This window comes from Pseudomonas medicaginis (assembly GCF_965119365.1).
Lineage (GTDB): Bacteria > Pseudomonadota > Gammaproteobacteria > Pseudomonadales > Pseudomonadaceae > Aquipseudomonas.
Genome location: NZ_OZ221631.1, coordinates 4938920 through 4955258, shown reverse-complemented (window position 1 = coordinate 4955258; position 16339 = coordinate 4938920). Strand labels below are relative to the sequence as shown.

Below are 16339 nucleotides of genomic sequence, written 5' to 3'. Positions count from 1 at the left end.
GGTATCTCCTTATAAGCGGGCAACGCGTACCCGAACGTGTTGCCGTTCCAGGCCGGAAACGGCTGTGAACCTCGTTCCAGACATATTGGTGTCATGTCATCGATCGGTAAAATTACGATCTTATGCGCCCATCATTAGGTGCTCTTATGTCCATTCAGGCGACTTTCGCTTCGGTACTGCGAACGGTCATCGGGATGTCGTTGCCGAGGGTCGACTTGCGGATTTCATTGAGAAACGCTTGGGCTGAAGGCGTGCGTTCACCGGCGGATGAGCAGACCAGACCGAACTCACGATAGATGGGTTTGCTCAACTCGAACACCCGCATGCCCCGGCGGTCCACCGGCAGGGTAGAGGCCGGCACGATGGAAATGCCCATGCCTTCGCTGATCAAGGCAAACGCCGTGGTCCAGTCGCGCACGGTGATCTTGATGTCCTTGAGCTTGAGGCCTTCGCGTTCGACCAGTGACTGGCCATTGAGGTGGCAACCGCCGGTGGCGAGGATGAACGGTTCTTCCACCAAATCCTTGAGGTCCACGGTGCTGGACGAGGAGCGGCGCGCCAGTTCGTGGTTGGCGGGAACGGCCGCCACCCACGAGTCGCGGCCCAGCAACAGCGCGCCACGGGACGGGCAGGGGTTCATCACCACCCCCAGGTCGATGCTGCTGTTGGCCAGCCATTGTTCGACTTCCTCGTCAGTGCCTTCCAGGGAGACGATCTCTATGCCGGGGTGCAGGCGACTGAAGCTTTGCAGCAGCGGCGGCAGCAGGTTGGCGAACACCGAAGGAAAACTGGCGAGTTTGATCCGACCCAGGTGGCAACCGCGCGAGGCATCCACCAGATTCTGGATCGATTCGAACTCGCCGAGCATGCGCCGCGCGCGGTCGATGATCTGTTGCCCGATGGCGGTCGCGGTGGTCTGGCGGCGGTCGCGCACGAAGACTTTCACCCCCAACGCTTCTTCCATTTGCGTCAGGGCCTGACTGGCGCCCGACTGGGTAATGCCATAGCGCTCGGCGGCGCGGGAAACATTTTCGGCGTCAGCCACGGCGACCAGCAGGCGCCAATGCATCAGGTTCATCATTTCAGTAGTTCCTCTTATGTTCGGCTAATCGAGATTTAATTTTACGAAGCACCCGCACCGCCTCAGGATCGCCCCTGAATACACAGCGAGGTGTTGGAAAGTGGGCAAAACCCTGTCAATGGATCTGGCGGTCAGACCCGCCTCGGCGGCTCCTGTTCTGGTGAGCGTGGCGTTGAGTTCGTTCATGGTCGCGCTGGATGTCACGGCGCTGAACGTGGCGCTGCCGAGCATCGGGCGTGACCTGGCAACGGGGATGGATCGGCTGCAATGGATTGCCGGCGCATACACCCTGGTGTTTGCCAGCCTGCTGTTGTCCTCCGGGGCGCTGAGCGACCGGCTGGGGGCGCGGAAAGTGTTTCTGTTCGCCCTGTTGGTGTTTACCGGCGCGTCGGTGGCCTGCGGCCTGGCGCAAGGCGTGGTCGAGCTGATTGCCGCGCGGGCGATTCAGGGCATCGGTGCTGCGTTGATGCTGCCCAGCTCCATGGCGCTGCTGGTCGAGGCGTATCCCGATACCAAGGCGCGGGCCAAAGCGGTGGCGCTGTGGGGCGGGATCTCGGCGCTGGCGCTGGTGAGCGGGCCAATGCTCGGCGGGCTGCTGGTGGAACTGGTCGACTGGCGGTCGATTTTCTATCTGAACGTGCCGTTCTGCCTGATTGCCCTGGTTTGCTGCGCACTGCGCAGTAGTCGCCTCGCCATTCAGCCGCGTTCGATCGATTGGCCGGGGCAGGTGCTGTCGGCACTGGCGCTGGTGTCGCTGATCTTCGCTCTGATCGAAGGGCCGGTGTGGGGCTGGGGCAACACTTGGGTGATCGCGATGTTGCTGGCGGCGCTGGTTTCGGGCGCAGCGTTCATCTATTCGCAGCGTGCCCAGCGTGAGCCGATGCTGCCGCTGAGTCTGTTCGAATCGAGAACTTTTTCCGCCGCGATTGGCGCCGGGTTTCTGCAAACCCTGGCGTATTACGGCAGCCTGTTCGTCCTGCCATTTGCGTTGCAGGGTCAGGGCCGCACACCGGTGGAGATTGGTCTGGCGATGATCCCGATGACCATTGCCACCGGGGTGATGGCGAGTCTTTCAGGGCGCTTGTCCAACGCCTTCGGTGCCCGTTCGGTCGGCGCCGCCGGCATGCTCAACGGGGCGCTCGGGGCGGCGTTGCTGGCGTTGTATGGAATGGATCGCGTCAGCCTGGTGATCGGCGGGCTGCTGATCGGCCTGGGCGGTGCGACGTTGCCGGTGATCGTCGGCGCTTGTCTGGCGAGTGTGCCGAGCGGCAAGGTCGGCGTTGGCTCCGGGGTACTCAATGCCGCGCGCCAATGTGGCGGGGTCACCGGCATCGCCTTGCTCGGCGCCACCCTCGAAGGGCCGGGGCGCGCCACTGGCGCCTTGTCGATCATAGCCCTGGCGTTCGTTGCCGCCGGCCTGTTGACCGTGTTGCGGCTGTACACCGACGAGGTCGATGTCGTGAGTGAATGCTGACCGGCACGCCGAAGCGCGGCCGGTGAGTGTTGCAATGAAGCGACGTTGCGTTGTCTGCCCCCGTATCGAGCGGGCAGGCAAATGCAACGTTGTCGTTTGGGTCAGGTTGTGAAAGAGCGAATCGGCAAGGCGCCGAAGCACGCTTGCCGAAGGTACAGCCAACTGCGATGTTTCAACCCCAGCGACGTACCGTCCCGGTGTCCAGTCCCAGCAGATCGAGCATGCGGCCAACCGTGTGGTCGACCATGTCTTCGATCGATTGCGGCCGGGCATAAAATGCCGGCACCGGCGGCATTACGATGCCGCCCATTTCACAGACCTGGGTCATGCTGCGCAGGTGCCCCAGGTGCAACGGGGTTTCCCGCACCATCAGAATCAAGGGCCGGCGCTCCTTGAGCGTCACGTCGGCCGCGCGACTGAGCAGGCTCCCGGTGATACCGCTGGAGATTTCCGAAAGGCTTTTGATCGAGCAGGGCGTCACCACCATGCCCAGGGTCTTGAATGAACCGCTGGAGATCGAAGCACCGATGTCTGCCGGATCGTGGACGACGCTGGCAAGGGTTTTGACATCCGCCACTTTCATGTCGAGTTCATGGGCCAGGGTGACTTGCGCCGATTTGGTCATCACCAGATGCGTGGCGATGCCCAGCTCTCGCAGCAGCACCAAAGTGCGCACGCCATAAATCACTCCGCTGGCACCGCTGATGCCGACCACGATGCGTCGTTCAGGGCTGCTCATGGGAGTCCACCGCCGTGTCGAAGGCGCTGACCACCGGCGCTTCGCCCGGCAGACCCAGCTCGCTCCAGCGCTCGCGCACCCGTTCGTAGACCGAAGGACGCAGCAGGGTGCGGGTCGGGAAGTTGCGGATGTTGCGGTAATCCTTGCAGGCGTTGATCAGGGCTTTGGAGCCGAAGAAACGTTTTTCCGGCGGGTTCTGTGCCGGGTCCAGCGGCGAGCCACGGGTGTTGCGCAGAATGTCGATGTCATCGCTCGGCGTGGCGCGGGTGGCCATGGCCCACAGCACCTGATTCATGTCGGTCGGGTCGACGTCCTCGTCCACCGCGACGATCCATTTGGTGATGTACGCACCGCCCGGCACCTGGCCGGCGAGGGCAAGCGCCTGTGCGGCATGTCCGGCGTATTTCTGTTCGAGACTGATGACGATCATTCCGAAGGCGCCGGCAGCGGCGGGCGGGCAGTACACGCCATTGATGCCCTGGATGCCGAGCTTGTCGAGATCGTTCCAGATCTTCGCCGAGCGAATGGTGGAGAAAAACGCGCTCTGCTCGTTCGACGGGAAGTCAGCCATCAGCGCGTTGGTCAGAATCGGTCGGGTACGGTAGTGCAGGGCGGTGACGTCGATCAGCGGGCAGTCGATGTCCTTGTAGCCGTAGTAGCCGGTGAACTCACCGAAAGGCCCTTCTTCGCGGGTCGAACCCGGACGGATGACACCTTCGATGACAATTTCCGCCGCGGCCGGGATCAGCAGGTCGGAGTTTTTCGCGCGCACCACTTCAACCGGTTTGCCTTTGATACCACCGGCAAAATCGTACTCGCTGACGCCCGGCGGCAACGATTGCGAACCCACCACCATCATCAATGGATCGACACCCCAGGCGGCCGCAACGGGCAGCGCTTCACCTCTGGCCCAGGCCTGATGGATATGCCGCAGGGCGTCCTTGCCCGGTGCCAGCGACAGGCCGACCTCGCGCGGCCCCTGGATCATCATTCGATACGTGCCGACGTTGAGGTAGCCGGATTCCAGATCCCGGGTGAACACCGCGTCTGCCGTGCCGGCGTAGGCACCGCCGTCGCGCGGCCAGTGTCTGGGAATCGGCAGGCGGGTCAGGTCGATGTCATTGCCTGTGAGGGTGTTTTGGTAGATCGGCGCGGCTTCGGCGGCGATTTCAAGCGGGGCGATGCTGTGTTTGAGCTTGTCCTTGGTACGCCGGATCAATTCCATGGTCGGCGTGTCCGGGGCCTCTTCGAGGGTGATCGCGGTGCGCGCCACGCTCGGGCCGAAGATGTTCCACAAATGGCGCAGGCCCAGCGGTGAATCCGCTTGGTCGAACAGCACCGCCGGTGAGGCGGGCTGGCGGGCCACCAGGTAAGTGATGGCGCTCATTTCTTCAATCGGGTCGACGGCTTGCGAGACGGTTTGCAGTTCGCCGATTTTCTCGGCCCGTGCCAGCCAGTCGCGCAGGTCGGCAACCGGTTCAATCAATTCGTTCATCTTGAATATCCGCAGGGACTGAATAGAAAAACGGCGGGCGCATGGCTGCGCCCGCCGTCAGAAGATCAACGCTTGTCGATCGAGTACTTTCCAGGCCCCAACAGGCAGAGGAAAAGGAAACCGCCGGCAATGCTCACGTTCTTGAAAAAATGCACGAACAATGTGTGATGAGCAGTCGGGTCGGTGGTGTTCCAGAACGCGTGGCCGATGATCCCGGTGCCGATGGTGTACAGCACGAAGAGCGCTGCGATCGGCCGGGTCCAGAAGCCGAACAGCAGAGCCAGTCCACCAAAGAATTCGACGATGGTGGCGACGATCGCGGTGAACTCCGGAATTGGTGCGTCCACCGATTTGAGGTAGGTCACGAAACTGCCGTGGTCGGTGACGTAGGTGAAACCGAAGTAGCCGTAGAGGATCAGGATCATGATCCGGGCGATAAGAATCATCGCGTCACGTTGGTCATCGAACAGCTGATAGCGTAAGTACATTCCATTGCTCACAAGTCAGATTGGGTAAGGGATGGCTTCGGCGGAGTCCGCTTGCGCCAGATGAACCGCCCGGTCGAACACCTGCGGGTTTACCGCGTTGTCGTGGTTCGGTTCGGCGTCGAAAACGTTGAGCACGTTGCCGGCGGCCAGTTTCGCCATGCGGCTGACCGCCTCGCGCGAAACGCCGGCCAGGTGCGGCGAGCAGATCACGTTGTCGAGGCTCGGCAGGCCGGTGCCGTGTGGCGGTGGCTCCGGCAGGAACACGTCGAGTGCCGCACCGGCGATGCGTTTTTCCACCAGTGCCTGATACAGCGCCTGCTCGTCGACGATGCCGCCACGGGCGGTGTTGATCACGTAGGCATGCGGCTTCATCAGGGCCAGACGTTCGGCGGACAGCAAGCCGAACGTTTCGGCGGTTTTCGGGCAGTGCAGACTGACGTAATCGGCGCTCGCCAATGCGTGTTCCAGAACGGCGACCGGTTCCACTCCCGGTGGCAACTGGCGTGGCGATAGGTACGGGTCGTACACCTTGACCCGCATCCCCAGCGCCACCAGCAACGTGGCGACACGGGCGCCGATCCGTCCGCAACCGACCAGCAGCACTTCGCGACCTTCCAGTTCCGTAGGCAGATAGTCGTAGCGCTGATGCCAGTTGCCGTCGCGCACCAGATGGGTTAGCGCTTCGGTGCGTTTGGCCAGCGATAGCATGAAGCCCAGGGTGTGTTCCGCCACAGCCCGGTGGTTGGCGTTGGCGCAGACCATCACCGGAATTGCCGCCTCGGTCATCGCCGGAATATCCACCGCATCGAAGCCGACGCCGATCCGCGACACCACTTGCAAACCCGGTGTGCGTTGCAGTTCAGCGGTTCCGAAGCGGGTCAGGCCGAGGATCACGCCGTGGACTTCATCGAAGCTTTCGAGCAAGGCCTGGAACTGGCCCTGCTCGATGGTGTTGGCAAACTCCACCACTTCGATGTCGTCACGCTCGCGCAGCATTTGCTTGCCTTCGGCGCCCAGAATATGGGCGATCAGTACGCGCTTCTTGCTCATGCGACATGCTCCTGCAGCACGCTCGGGGCAAAGAACTCACCGTCGTTGACGCCGATGCGGAACATCACCCGCTGGGCTTCGCGCGGCAACTCGGTTGCGCAATGCAGCACCGAACGGTTATCCCAGATCAGCAGGTCATTGGGCTCCCACTGGTAGTTGAAGATCCGCTCCGGCGTCAGGGCGAACGCGAACAGCTCATCGAGCAAGGCCCGACTTTGCTCCTGCGAATAACCGCTGATGCGCGTGGTGTAACCCGGATTGACGTACAGGCTTTCGCGCAGGGTGCGCGGGTGTACGGCAACGGTCGGGTGGGTACTGGCCGGGAAGGTCTGCTCCAGGCGCGCGAAGATTTCCTGGATCGATTCCCCGACATCGTCTTCCTTGACTTTGTAGGTCCAGCGCACGTCGTGTACCGCCTGACGGTTTTTCACACGTTCGTACAGATCCTTCGGCAAATCGTCATACACCGACTGCATGTCCACGAACAACGTGTCGCCGCCTGCTTGCGGCAGCTGTTGTGCGTGGAGCATGGTCAGCGGCAGGGGCTCGGCCAGGTAACTGGAGTCGCTGTGCCACATGTTGCCAAGCTTGCGCGCACCGACAGCGCCGGAGCCGTTGCGGTTGTTGATCACCAGAATGTTCGGGTACGCCGGGTCGTGGTAACTCTTGAGCTTGAACTGTTCGAGGTCGCCGAAGCACGCCGCGAACTGCTGATAGCCTTCACGGGTCAACGTCTGGTTTTTCAGCGCCACCACTTTGCGTTCGTAGACCAGCTCCTGAATGCCACGAATCTCATCCAGCGAAGCCGTGTTGATATCGAAATCCGTCACTGCCGTGACGAAGGTTTCCGCCAGATCCGTTCGCTTCACGTTAAAAGCCTCCTGTACCACGTCAGTCAAACGGCCAGCGCAGGCTGCAGCTGGGCGGCGGTCGGGGCGCAGTCCAGGTGCGCATCGCTGCTCTTGAGCATCAGGCTCAGGTCGAGGATGTCGGCCGGATTGTGGGCGGCGGTGACCGACATGCGCAGGGCTGCCTGACCGCGCGGAACGGTCGGGAAGAACACCACGGAGGTGTAGTGACCCTGTTGCAGCAGGTATTCACCCTTGGCGATCGCGGCTTCTTCGTTACCGATGCGCACGATGCGAATCGGCAGTTCGCTGCCGCTGGTTTCGGTCGGGATCAGGTTGTCGAACAGCTTCATGTTGTTGCGCAACGAGCGTTGCAGTTTGTGCAGTTCCGGCGTGGCATGGATTTCCGCCGACGCCAGTGCTGCGCCCACGGCCGCCATGTTCGGAGCGCAGGAGAAACCGTAGGTGGGTGCATAGCGGCGAATCGAATTTTCGATGTGTTCGGTGCCAAGCATCAACAGACCGCCCGCCGCGCCGTAGCCTTTCCCCAGGGATGCAGCCACGATGGTGTTCTCATCCAGGCCGTCCAGTTGCGAGCGTACGAAACCTTCACCGTGCTGGCCAACCACCGAAATGCCGTGGGCGTCGTCCAGATACACGAACAGACCGTACTTGTCCTGCAGGGCACGCAGCTCGCGAACTGGCGCCGCGCCGCCCATCGAGTAGGCACCGTCACCCACGTAGGCGACTTTGCGACCGCCCTGGCAGAGACGCTCCAGGTGTTCGAGGTCGTTGTGCTCGATCACAATCACGTCGGTTTCTTCGCGCAGAACCGGGATGTGGTACTGCAGAGTCACGTGGGCGAAACGGTCGAAAGCGATCAGCGGTTTTTCGCCGCCGGTGAACAGACCGGCAGCCAGCAGCGGCAGGGCGCCCATGTTGGCGGCGGCCACGGTCGGGAACACCACTACACCGTTCACATCGAACAGCTTGGCGAGGGTGTGTTCCAGGCGTACCAGCGGTTCGGCGGAAAGGCGTGTGCGGGCTACCGAAAAGTGCGTCGACGGGATTTCATCCATCGAGGCCTTGGCGGCGGCGAGCACCTTTGGGTGAGCATCAAGGTTGAGGTAACCGCAGCGGGTGTAGTCGATCACTTCCTTGCCGCTGGTGGCAATTTCGACGCGGCGGTTGTCGAGCACACGACAGGAAACGCCCATCAAACCTTTTTCATACGCTGCGTCGAAATGCGGACGGCTGATTTCAGCCATTCTCGATGCATTGCGAGCTTTGAGTTGAGGCGCTTTTTCGTCCGGGGTGTTGTTGATTTCAAGTGTTTTGTTCACGGCGGTCTCTTCCTTTGAGTGGTCGTTTTCAAGCCTTCGTGGCTCGAAAACGACGCTAGGATCCACGACCGCTGAAACATTTTGCAAAGGACTTCTTGGGTGCTACCTTATGACAAAATCTCATGAGCATTACGAACTCTTATGGTTGCTAAAATTCCCTCTCTCAATGGATTGAAAGCGTTTGAGTCGGCTGCTCGCCATATGAGCTTTACCAAGGCCGCCGAGGAGCTCAATGTCACGCAGACGGCCATCAGCCATCAGATCCGTCGACTCGAAGATGAACTAGGCATTCGCCTGTTTCTGCGGCTCAAGGATGGACTGGCACTGACCACCGAAGGCCATGCATATTTGCCCGGCATTCGCTCGGCGTTTCATGAGTTGCGCTATTCCACAGAAATGTTGCTCGAGTCGACCAATAACACCGCATTGACCATCAGCACCTTGGTTTCCCTTGCGTCCAAATGGCTGTTGCCGCGCCTGGCATCCTTTCAGGATGCATTTCCTAATATTGATGTGCGGGTCACCGCATCGACCGAACTGGTCGACTTCCGCAAGGGCGGCATCGACGCCGCGATCCGCTACGGTTTCGGCGACTGGAAGGGCTTACGGGCGGACTGGCTCATGTCCGACGAGATCTTTCCTGTGTGCAGCCCCAAGCTGCTGACCGGCCCCAACGCTTTGAAAAACCCGGTCGATCTGGCCAAACACACGCTGTTGCAGGTCAGCGGCATGACCAGCAACGACTGGAACATGTGGTTGAGCGCGGCAGGGCAACCGAAGAAACTCGCCGAAGGCACGCGGCTGACCTTCGATCTGGCAATGATGGCGGTGCAGGCTGCCATCGACGGATTGGGGGTGTGCATCGGTCGCTCTACCTACGTCGATGACGATTTGATGGCCGGGAAACTAGTGGCGCCGTTCAACCTCAAGTTGAAGTCTGATCTGGGTTTCTATCTGGTAACGCCGCTGGAAATCGCCAACTCGAAAAAAGTCGTGGCATTCCGCACCTGGCTGATCGATCTGGTGCAGAACGCCGAATCTGCCTCAGCTTCCGAAATCCTTAAATAAGCTTTGCGTTTGGATTGGAAGGTACCAATCCCAAGGTCCGTGTCAATTTCGAGCAGGGCGTGGTATCGCCAAAGCATGCGTACCCACTTCAGTTCAGCACTCTGATCGTCCTCCTGAACGCGCTGCTCCTGGGGCCTGCGAGATTGCACTCCACTCGACCATCCGCCTGCATTCGATCCGATTCGTTCTGACCACCGATTGCATCGGATTTGACCAGCACGCTTTGTAACCATGATCGGCCGAAAGCAGCCTTTGCCGAATGCCCTGCACAATTACTATCCATCAGCCACAACCTGTAAATGCCAAGCTTTCTGTAGGCGCAATTACTCACACCGGAGAAACCCCCACTCCAACCCCGAGGCCGCGACATCCGGTATCCTGCGCCTCTGGAACACCATCCCGGCCCTAGGCGTTCCAATCGTTATCCCGGCCCCTCGAACAGTCTGCAAAGCAACGCAACAGGAGTCATGCATGTTGATAGGACATCGGTTCGAGCGCACCGCGCAGGGTGACCTGCACATCCATTCGCGCAACGTGGTGCAGAGCTTGGTCGTGTTGGTGATAGGGGCGTTGGCCTTTCTCTTGCCGATGGCGTTCGCCGTGTTCGTGATGGTTGACGGGGCCTCGTTGATGGCTGAGGTGGACCCACTGTCCGCTCTATTGATGGTTCTGCTGTGGCTGCTGATTCCTGCCCTTGGCCTGCTGCTGGTGGTGTACACCGGCGTCCACGAGACGTTGGTGTTGTCGCGGGTCGACGGCGAAGGCAAGCGCCTGACCCGAAACTTTTTCGGGCGCCGCGAGCGTGTGCAATCGGCCTTCCGGATCGATGCTGCCAAATCCCTCGAACTGCACCGCCTCCCGCAGGCTGAGCGAGCCCGCACCCAGTTGTGGTTGATACTGCGCGATGGCACCGCGCACCGCCTGACCACCGACAACGTTCCGGTGGTGCCGGGCAGTCAACGCACGGACTTGTGGCTGCGGGAGCTGGCCGACTACCTGGGCGTGGCGCTGCCCACCGAGGTCGTCGAGGGGGCGGCGCCGATTGTGAAGGTGCCCTATAGGCCAACTCCGGCCCCCACCAGCGGCAAGGTGGTAAGGGCAACCCGTCAGCGCCGGGAAAAGGGCGACGCGCCTGCGCCTGAGCCGACCGAAAAGCTGGGCGTTCCCGCGCGTGCCTTGCTCACGCTATTGGGCGCCTTCTTTGCGGTGTTGGAGCTGACTAACGTCATGACCTTGGTGCCGGCCATTTTTACCGGGCGGCTGCGCGTCAGTGGCTTTCGAGCGGGCTCGACGACGTTCTACTGGGCCGAGCAGCCGCTGAGCTTTTCCTTCAACTTGCTGGTGGGTATCGCCGAGGGCCTGATCATCGGCTTTATTGCCTGGGGTTGCCTGCGAGTGGCGATCCAGGGGCGCATGAGCTTCAAGACCTGAAAGCGGTCGATTCGGTCGTCGTTGGGTCGGAAGGTTGAGAGGGCGCGGCTTAACTGAATGTGATTTTTAAACATCTACAGAGGAAATGAGCATGGAACGCCACAATGACAGCAGCGCCTACATCACGACCCCCCAAGCGCTGGAAAGCCTCTACGGCCCCGTCGCGGCACCCTCGATCCTAAAGGAAGTCGACCATATCCATCCGGTTTACCAGCCCTTCATCGAGGCGGCATCCTTTGTGATCCTCGCTTCCTCAGGCCCCGGAGGGCTGGATGCGTCTCCGAGGGGCGACGCGCCGGGGTTCGTTCATGTCCATGACAGCAAGACGCTGTATCTGCCCGACCGCCGCGGCAACAACCGTATCGATTCGCTGCGAAACATCGTCGAGGATCCCCGGGTCGCGTTGCTTTTCCTCGTACCGGGCGTGGGGGAAACCTTGCGCGTGAATGGCACGGCCAGGATATCCATCGAGCCAGCCCTGTTGTCCCGCTTCGCAGTAAAAGGGCAACTCCCTCGAACCGTTCTGGAAGTCACCGTAAGCAGTGTTTATTTCCAGTGCAGCAGGGCAGTGGTCAGGGCGGGGCTATGGGATGTGAAGCGGCACATCGAGCGCCGTGCATTGCCCACGACAGGTGAGGTGTTCAAGCGCATCTGCCCGTCGCAGGTCGATGGCGACGCTTACGACAAGGCACTGCCGGAGCGTGTTGCCAATACGCTTTACTGACGGTTTTTTAACGCGCTTCAATACCCAGGCCCGAGAAACCAAGGAGGCGGACTGAACGCCCATAGGTGATCTCGCGACCCAGGGTTGCGCTCAAGACAAATCATGCAAATCCCTACCCAGCGCAGGCCCAAGCCTGCAGTCCGAAAACAGCACTTTCAATCCCCCTCGCTTTGGACTACAAGCCATCGGACCGACCCTGTAGCTCGGCGCGACAGGGAAGGGACATAACCGCACCAGCGGCCAACGGTTGCCGTCGGACGAGACCTGGAGCCGAAGCACGCCATCCGCCACCGTGGCGCGCATCCAGAAGTCGGTGGGGTCTGCGGTATAAGGGCTGGTCGCCCAGTCAGACTTTTCATCCGTGAGCACGCTGCTGAGCATGGCGTGTCCGTCGCTCAGCTCGATACCGGCCTTGACCCATTGCCGTTCGTTGATCCGGACCATGATGCCGGCTTGGTCGTACAGCGTCTCGAAGGTGCCGCGGATACGGAATTGGCAGGTGAAGCGGGAGGGGGCTTCCAGGCCCAGGAAATGACCACTGTCGTGGATGAAGCCGTAGTGGGTTTCGCGCCAGAAGTCTGTTTCTTTGTCTGTTAGCAGTTCCAGCGTGGTTTCTGTGGGCGTGTAGATCTTCGGTTCATTCAGCCATGAGCCGTTGAGCAGTGCTAATTCCAAAGCAGACCCCTGTCGTAGTGCGGTTAGGACCAAATTGGCGGCTTTTAGGGCCGCTTCGCGTCCCAACGGGGATAAATCCCCTCGCCACAAGAATGGTCAGTGAGATACCGCCAATCCAATGGCTTTTGGGGCGAGATTGCAACTACCCATCGAACTCCGTCTTCAACATCGTCAAAAACGCTTCCCTGGCAGGATGCCGGCCAGCGTTTTCGTGCCAGTAGAAAAGGTTATCGATGCCCGTCAGCTCAGGGAACTCATACCCTATCCAGCCAGCCCCCTGGCGATACTGCTCATAGATCCCACGAGGCACCAGCGAGATGCCGGCGCCGGCACTGACGCAGCCGACGATGGCGCCATAACTGGCGATGCTGATGATCGGTTGCACTTGGTCATGGCGCAGCAACCACTGCTCCAGGGCAAAGCGGTACGGACAGCCCGGGGGCCACATGAAGATGGCCTTGCCTTGCAGGTCTGCGGCGTTGCGCAAAGGGCCGTGGGATTCGGAGGCGATGAGCATCAGGTCTTCGCGGTACATCACCGCGCGCTGGAGCCCCGGCCGTTCCACATCGACCGCCACGATCACACCGTCGAGCCGGTGGTGCTGGGTATCGTCCAGCAACTGCGGCCAAGTCCCCGTGCTCAGTTCCAGCGACACCTGAGGATACTGCGCGTGGTATTTGGCCAACAACTGCGGCAGGCGCCCCGTGGCGCTGGATTCGATGGCGCCAATGCGCAGTGGTCCGCTTGGCGTGTGGCTGGGGTTGACCGCGCGGCGGGCTTCTTCCGTCAGGCCGAGGATTTTTGTCGCGTATCCCAGGAACACCTCGCCCGCCGGGCTGACCCGCAAGCCGCGACCTTCACGAAAAAATAACGGCGTGCCCAACTCCCGCTCCAGAGATTTGAGCCGTGCCGTGATGTTGGACGGTACGCAGTGCAGCACTTCGGCGGCGCGGGCGATGCTGCCGGTGTCGCAGACGGTCTTGAGCATACGCAGTTGGGACAATTCCATAGCTCACCAAAAGTGAATGATTGACTGAGTTTAAGTCACTTGTATTGATGGCGGGTGGTTTTGATACTGCGGTGTAAATCGACCAGACGCTCAGTGCGCAGGAACGCTGTATGGAAACCCGATATGTGCCGTTTGAAGGCTTGAAGAACCCCAGCAGACCCCGCGTAAAAGTGATCCTGGCGACGATGTTCGTGATTCTTTGCTGGGCCTATTCGCCGATTGGTATTCGCATTGGCTTGCAGGCCTATGAACCGGGTCAGTTGGCGTTGGTGCGGTTTCTCATCGCTTCGGTGTGCATGGCCGTCGTCGCGATGGCGAAGGGTATTGCCTGGCCGCGTCTTGGGGATTTGCCATTGCTGGCGGTGTTGGGTTTCTTTGCCGTGAGTCTGCACCACATCGCTCTCAATTACGGTCAGCGGGGTGTCAGTGCCGGGGCGGCCAGTGTCCTGGCCCAGTCCACGCCTTTGTTCAGCACCTTGCTGGCGCATGTTGTCTTCAAGGACAGAGTCGGCGGTTGGCAATGGGGCTGTGTCCTGTGCGGCTTGCTTGGCGCTGCCGTGGTCGTCACGGGGGATCGAGGCTGGGGTGACATGGACGCCCGTGGGCTATTGATCCTGCTGGCGGCACTTTCCTGGAGTGTGTATTTCGCTTTGCAGAAGCACCATACCCATCGCTACGACGGCTTGACCCTGGTTTGTTACACCGTCTGGTCGGGCACAATTCTGTTGTTCATTTTCGCACCGGGCATGTTGGGCGCGGCGCGACAGGCTTCGGCTTCGGTGAACCTGGCGGTGTTGGTTCTGGGTATTTTTCCCAGCGCGCTGGCGTACCTTGCTTGGGCTTACGTGCTGGCCCACAGCGACGTGAGTCGAGCCTCCATGGCACTTTACCTGATACCGCCCACGGCGATGTTGATGGCTTGTCTAGTCCTGGCCGAACGTCCAGCGGCGATGGTGAGTGTTGGGGCGGTTATCGTGTTGGCGAGTGTGCTTGCGTTGAATTTCGAGCCGGCGAGTGTGGCAAAAGCCGGCTGATTCTGTAGTGGATGTGGGCAATGATGTTGGATGGTGTAGCCACACAGACTGTTATTGAACACCGTCCGACGGGCAAATGATCACTTTGGGAAAAATCGAGGAAGTCTCTGACAACTTTTTAAGGTTGGCCTTCGGAAGTGCTGCACTTACGATCTGGCGTTGTCTCAGTGCTCCGTGTGGTATCCGGCACGCTCAGCTTCGTTTTATATCGTGAGGACAGATCGATGCCTGAAACCTTATACGGCAAGGCCGACGAACCGATTTGCCGCTATCGCGACATTTGGCGTTATGATTACGTCAAATGTCGCAATGAGGTCAACGTTATGTCCGCAGCGAAGCAAGCAGGCAAGCCAGCCGTCAAGTCCAAGGAGAAAACAGGGGGAGCGAGAGACGTCACCAGAAAGCCTACAGAGGTGCTGTTGCATGGTCGAAAAAGTGATGAGCGCCTGCTGATTATCCGGTACGCACAGGAAGGCTTTTACCTAAGCGACGTCAGGGACATGCTTTCTACATCCACTCTGTACATGGAGCGCGACCTGGTTCAGCGCATTACAGGAAGATCCGTCAGAACCGTCCAGCGTCTTGCGAAGGAGACCAAGCCAATACGACTGAACCAGCACCAGAGTACGGTTGCTTTCCAGTATGCTCAAACCCTGGAGCACGCCATCAACGTCTTTGGCACCCAGCAGTTGGCTGAGGACTGGCTGAAGAAGCCCTGCAAGTACCTCGACGGTTACGTGCCATTGGAGCTAATCGACAACTCGCTGGGCTTTCAGGCGGTGGAGGATTACCTGACCCGCATTGAACACGGAGTTTATCAATGAGTCCTTTGCCCTGGGACGGCCGATGGCACGCTTGGCGCCTTGACCGCGAGGTCTATAAGGATACGTGGGACAGCGGTATTGGGGCGCAACGAACTGGTGGCCGTTGGAATCCGCCTGGGCGGCGGGTCATCTACGCTTCGGCTGACCCGTCTACGGCCATTTTGGAAGTCGCGGCCCACCTGGGATTCGACGCGTTAGACAGGGTGCCTCATCTACTGACATGTTTTGAAGTGCTGGATTCAGCGCTCATCAAAGTGGTTCAGGCCGAAGACGTACCGAACCCAAACTGGCTTGTTCCGGCTCGACCATCGCCCAATCAGCAGCAGTTTGCTGACGACCTGCTGGCGCAGTATCCCTTTGTACTGATTCCTTCTGCGGTGACTCAGCACTCCTGGAATCTGCTGGTGAGCTGCGATTTGGCGGAGGATCAGTTCAGGCTTGTCTCGCAGGAGCGATTTGGCCTGGATACTCGATTGGTTAAGTGAGCATCAGCCTTATTTTGTAACCTGATAATCCTGGCCCCACACGCGCACGGTGTTGATTTTCTCGTTCAACCCTTCAAACACAAACTTCTGCCGCACGGCCGTCTTCGGCGGAATGGTGACTTCATCCGGGTTTTCAAACCCTGCGAGCTTGTTGGCGTAACCGGCCTGGTCGATGGCGAGCAGGGCGCCCGTCTGGCCGAGGTTGATCAGGCGCAGTTGCGTGTCGGTGCTGTTCTTGAAGCCGAGGGTGACGCTGAAGGTGTCGTCAACGGGCTCCAGCTTCAGGACTTCGATGGTGACGCGGTCTTTCAGTTGCTCATTGGAAGAAATGATCGCGGCGCCATCGGCACCCTGGGCCGATTCGCGGCCATCGAGCACACCTTCGCTGACGCCGCCCAACAGGTTCTTGCCAGCGGTAATGAAGCTTGAGACGGCTGCCTTGGTCGAGTCCTTGATGAGGCTGCCGTCGGTTGGCTCGCCTTCGGCGAAGCACAGCGAGCTGAGCAAAAGGCTGGAAACGAAGAGGGTGGAGCGTGACGGCAGAAGGTTCATACCTGAGTCCTTGAGGGGG

The 16339-nt window shown here is 60.2% G+C and carries 17 protein-coding genes; 7 read left to right on the top strand and 10 right to left on the bottom strand.

The window, feature by feature from the left end; all coding sequences use genetic code 11:
• Positions 1-154 precede the first annotated feature (154 nt).
• On the bottom strand, positions 155-1081 hold the full coding sequence (locus tag ACMTA2_RS21460; protein WP_413791674.1) for a LysR family transcriptional regulator: 927 nt from the start codon (positions 1079-1081) through the stop codon (positions 155-157).
• A 100-nt stretch (positions 1082-1181) separates the two neighbouring features.
• Between ACMTA2_RS21460 and ACMTA2_RS21455 the strand changes: the two genes are divergently transcribed.
• Complete coding sequence (locus tag ACMTA2_RS21455; RefSeq protein WP_413791673.1) at positions 1182-2555, top strand: DHA2 family efflux MFS transporter permease subunit; 1374 nt, start codon at positions 1182-1184, stop codon at positions 2553-2555.
• Between the two features lie 172 nt (positions 2556-2727).
• Here ACMTA2_RS21455 and ACMTA2_RS21450 read toward each other — a convergent pair whose 3' ends face one another.
• From ACMTA2_RS21450 to ACMTA2_RS21425, 6 genes are all read right to left on the bottom strand, one after another.
• Positions 2728-3294 (bottom strand): UbiX family flavin prenyltransferase, encoded by a 567-nt coding sequence (locus ACMTA2_RS21450; RefSeq protein WP_413791672.1) that lies wholly within the window; start codon positions 3292-3294, stop codon positions 2728-2730.
• Entirely contained in the window at positions 3281-4789 is a 1509-nt protein-coding gene (locus tag ACMTA2_RS21445) for a UbiD family decarboxylase (protein WP_413791671.1), read from the bottom strand. The genes ACMTA2_RS21450 and ACMTA2_RS21445 overlap by 14 nt, the downstream gene beginning before the upstream one ends.
• A gap of 65 nt (positions 4790-4854) precedes the next feature.
• Positions 4855-5277, bottom strand: coding sequence for a DoxX family protein (locus ACMTA2_RS21440; RefSeq protein ID WP_217834235.1), 423 nt, complete (start codon positions 5275-5277; stop codon positions 4855-4857).
• A gap of 15 nt (positions 5278-5292) precedes the next feature.
• Positions 5293-6327, bottom strand: coding sequence for a hydroxyacid dehydrogenase (locus ACMTA2_RS21435; RefSeq protein ID WP_413791670.1), 1035 nt, complete (start codon positions 6325-6327; stop codon positions 5293-5295).
• Positions 6324-7196, bottom strand: a complete 873-nt coding sequence (locus tag ACMTA2_RS21430) for a TauD/TfdA dioxygenase family protein (protein WP_413791669.1) — start codon at positions 7194-7196, stop codon at positions 6324-6326. Before ACMTA2_RS21430 ends, ACMTA2_RS21435 begins: the two co-directional genes overlap by 4 nt.
• A gap of 26 nt (positions 7197-7222) precedes the next feature.
• Complete coding sequence (locus ACMTA2_RS21425; protein ID WP_413791668.1) at positions 7223-8518, bottom strand: aminotransferase class I/II-fold pyridoxal phosphate-dependent enzyme; 1296 nt, start codon at positions 8516-8518, stop codon at positions 7223-7225.
• 141 nt (positions 8519-8659) lie between these two features.
• On the opposite strand from ACMTA2_RS21425, the gene ACMTA2_RS21420 reads away from it, so the two are divergent.
• From ACMTA2_RS21420 to ACMTA2_RS21410, 3 genes are all read left to right on the top strand, one after another.
• Positions 8660-9586, top strand: a complete 927-nt coding sequence (locus tag ACMTA2_RS21420; RefSeq protein WP_413791667.1) for a transcriptional regulator GcvA — start codon at positions 8660-8662, stop codon at positions 9584-9586.
• A 471-nt stretch (positions 9587-10057) separates the two neighbouring features.
• Positions 10058-11017, top strand: coding sequence for a hypothetical protein (locus ACMTA2_RS21415; protein WP_413791666.1), 960 nt, complete (start codon positions 10058-10060; stop codon positions 11015-11017).
• Between the two features lie 91 nt (positions 11018-11108).
• The gene (locus ACMTA2_RS21410; RefSeq protein WP_413791665.1) at positions 11109-11741 is read left to right on the top strand and encodes a pyridoxamine 5'-phosphate oxidase family protein; all 633 of its coding nucleotides are present in this window, start codon (positions 11109-11111) and stop codon (positions 11739-11741) included.
• Between the two features lie 90 nt (positions 11742-11831).
• On the opposite strand, the gene ACMTA2_RS21405 is transcribed toward ACMTA2_RS21410, so the two are convergent.
• Both ACMTA2_RS21405 and ACMTA2_RS21400 read right to left on the bottom strand, forming a co-directional pair.
• On the bottom strand, positions 11832-12416 hold the full coding sequence (locus tag ACMTA2_RS21405; protein ID WP_413791664.1) for a DUF1349 domain-containing protein: 585 nt from the start codon (positions 12414-12416) through the stop codon (positions 11832-11834).
• Positions 12417-12558: 142 nt separating this feature from the next.
• Complete coding sequence (locus ACMTA2_RS21400; protein WP_413791663.1) at positions 12559-13425, bottom strand: LysR family transcriptional regulator; 867 nt, start codon at positions 13423-13425, stop codon at positions 12559-12561.
• Positions 13426-13535: 110 nt separating this feature from the next.
• Here ACMTA2_RS21400 and ACMTA2_RS21395 point away from each other — a divergent pair, with 110 nt between their 5' ends.
• The 3 genes from ACMTA2_RS21395 to ACMTA2_RS21385 all read left to right on the top strand — a co-directional run bounded on the left by ACMTA2_RS21395 (position 13536) and on the right by ACMTA2_RS21385 (position 15768).
• On the top strand, positions 13536-14459 hold the full coding sequence (locus ACMTA2_RS21395) for a DMT family transporter (protein ID WP_413791662.1): 924 nt from the start codon (positions 13536-13538) through the stop codon (positions 14457-14459).
• Between the two features lie 323 nt (positions 14460-14782).
• On the top strand, positions 14783-15283 hold the full coding sequence (locus tag ACMTA2_RS21390; RefSeq protein WP_413795699.1) for an Xre family toxin-antitoxin system antitoxin: 501 nt from the start codon (positions 14783-14785) through the stop codon (positions 15281-15283).
• Complete coding sequence (locus ACMTA2_RS21385) at positions 15280-15768, top strand: RES family NAD+ phosphorylase (protein ID WP_413791661.1); 489 nt, start codon at positions 15280-15282, stop codon at positions 15766-15768. The genes ACMTA2_RS21390 and ACMTA2_RS21385 overlap by 4 nt, the downstream gene beginning before the upstream one ends.
• Before the next feature lie 9 nt (positions 15769-15777).
• On the opposite strand, the gene ACMTA2_RS21380 is transcribed toward ACMTA2_RS21385, so the two are convergent.
• Entirely contained in the window at positions 15778-16320 is a 543-nt protein-coding gene (locus tag ACMTA2_RS21380) for a hypothetical protein (protein ID WP_413791660.1), read from the bottom strand.
• Positions 16321-16339: the final 19 nt, after the last annotated feature.

What these genes read in the sequence shown, in the direction of transcription:
- ACMTA2_RS21435 (WP_413791670.1), bottom strand. Translation starts at nt 6,327, where the DNA reads ATGAGCAAGAAGCGCGTACTGATCGCCCATATTCTGGGCGCCGAAGGC.
- ACMTA2_RS21410 (WP_413791665.1), top strand. Translation starts at nt 11,109, where the DNA reads ATGGAACGCCACAATGACAGCAGCGCCTACATCACGACCCCCCAAGCG.
- ACMTA2_RS21380 (WP_413791660.1), bottom strand. Translation starts at nt 16,320, where the DNA reads ATGAACCTTCTGCCGTCACGCTCCACCCTCTTCGTTTCCAGCCTTTTG.
- ACMTA2_RS21390 (WP_413795699.1), top strand. Translation starts at nt 14,783, where the DNA reads ATGTCCGCAGCGAAGCAAGCAGGCAAGCCAGCCGTCAAGTCCAAGGAG.
- ACMTA2_RS21395 (WP_413791662.1), top strand. Translation starts at nt 13,536, where the DNA reads ATGGAAACCCGATATGTGCCGTTTGAAGGCTTGAAGAACCCCAGCAGA.
- ACMTA2_RS21440 (WP_217834235.1), bottom strand. Translation starts at nt 5,277, where the DNA reads ATGTACTTACGCTATCAGCTGTTCGATGACCAACGTGACGCGATGATT.
- ACMTA2_RS21385 (WP_413791661.1), top strand. Translation starts at nt 15,280, where the DNA reads ATGAGTCCTTTGCCCTGGGACGGCCGATGGCACGCTTGGCGCCTTGAC.
- ACMTA2_RS21400 (WP_413791663.1), bottom strand. Translation starts at nt 13,425, where the DNA reads ATGGAATTGTCCCAACTGCGTATGCTCAAGACCGTCTGCGACACCGGC.
- ACMTA2_RS21460 (WP_413791674.1), bottom strand. Translation starts at nt 1,081, where the DNA reads ATGATGAACCTGATGCATTGGCGCCTGCTGGTCGCCGTGGCTGACGCC.
- ACMTA2_RS21450 (WP_413791672.1), bottom strand. Translation starts at nt 3,294, where the DNA reads ATGAGCAGCCCTGAACGACGCATCGTGGTCGGCATCAGCGGTGCCAGC.
- ACMTA2_RS21420 (WP_413791667.1), top strand. Translation starts at nt 8,660, where the DNA reads ATGGTTGCTAAAATTCCCTCTCTCAATGGATTGAAAGCGTTTGAGTCG.
- ACMTA2_RS21415 (WP_413791666.1), top strand. Translation starts at nt 10,058, where the DNA reads ATGTTGATAGGACATCGGTTCGAGCGCACCGCGCAGGGTGACCTGCAC.
- ACMTA2_RS21445 (WP_413791671.1), bottom strand. Translation starts at nt 4,789, where the DNA reads ATGAACGAATTGATTGAACCGGTTGCCGACCTGCGCGACTGGCTGGCA.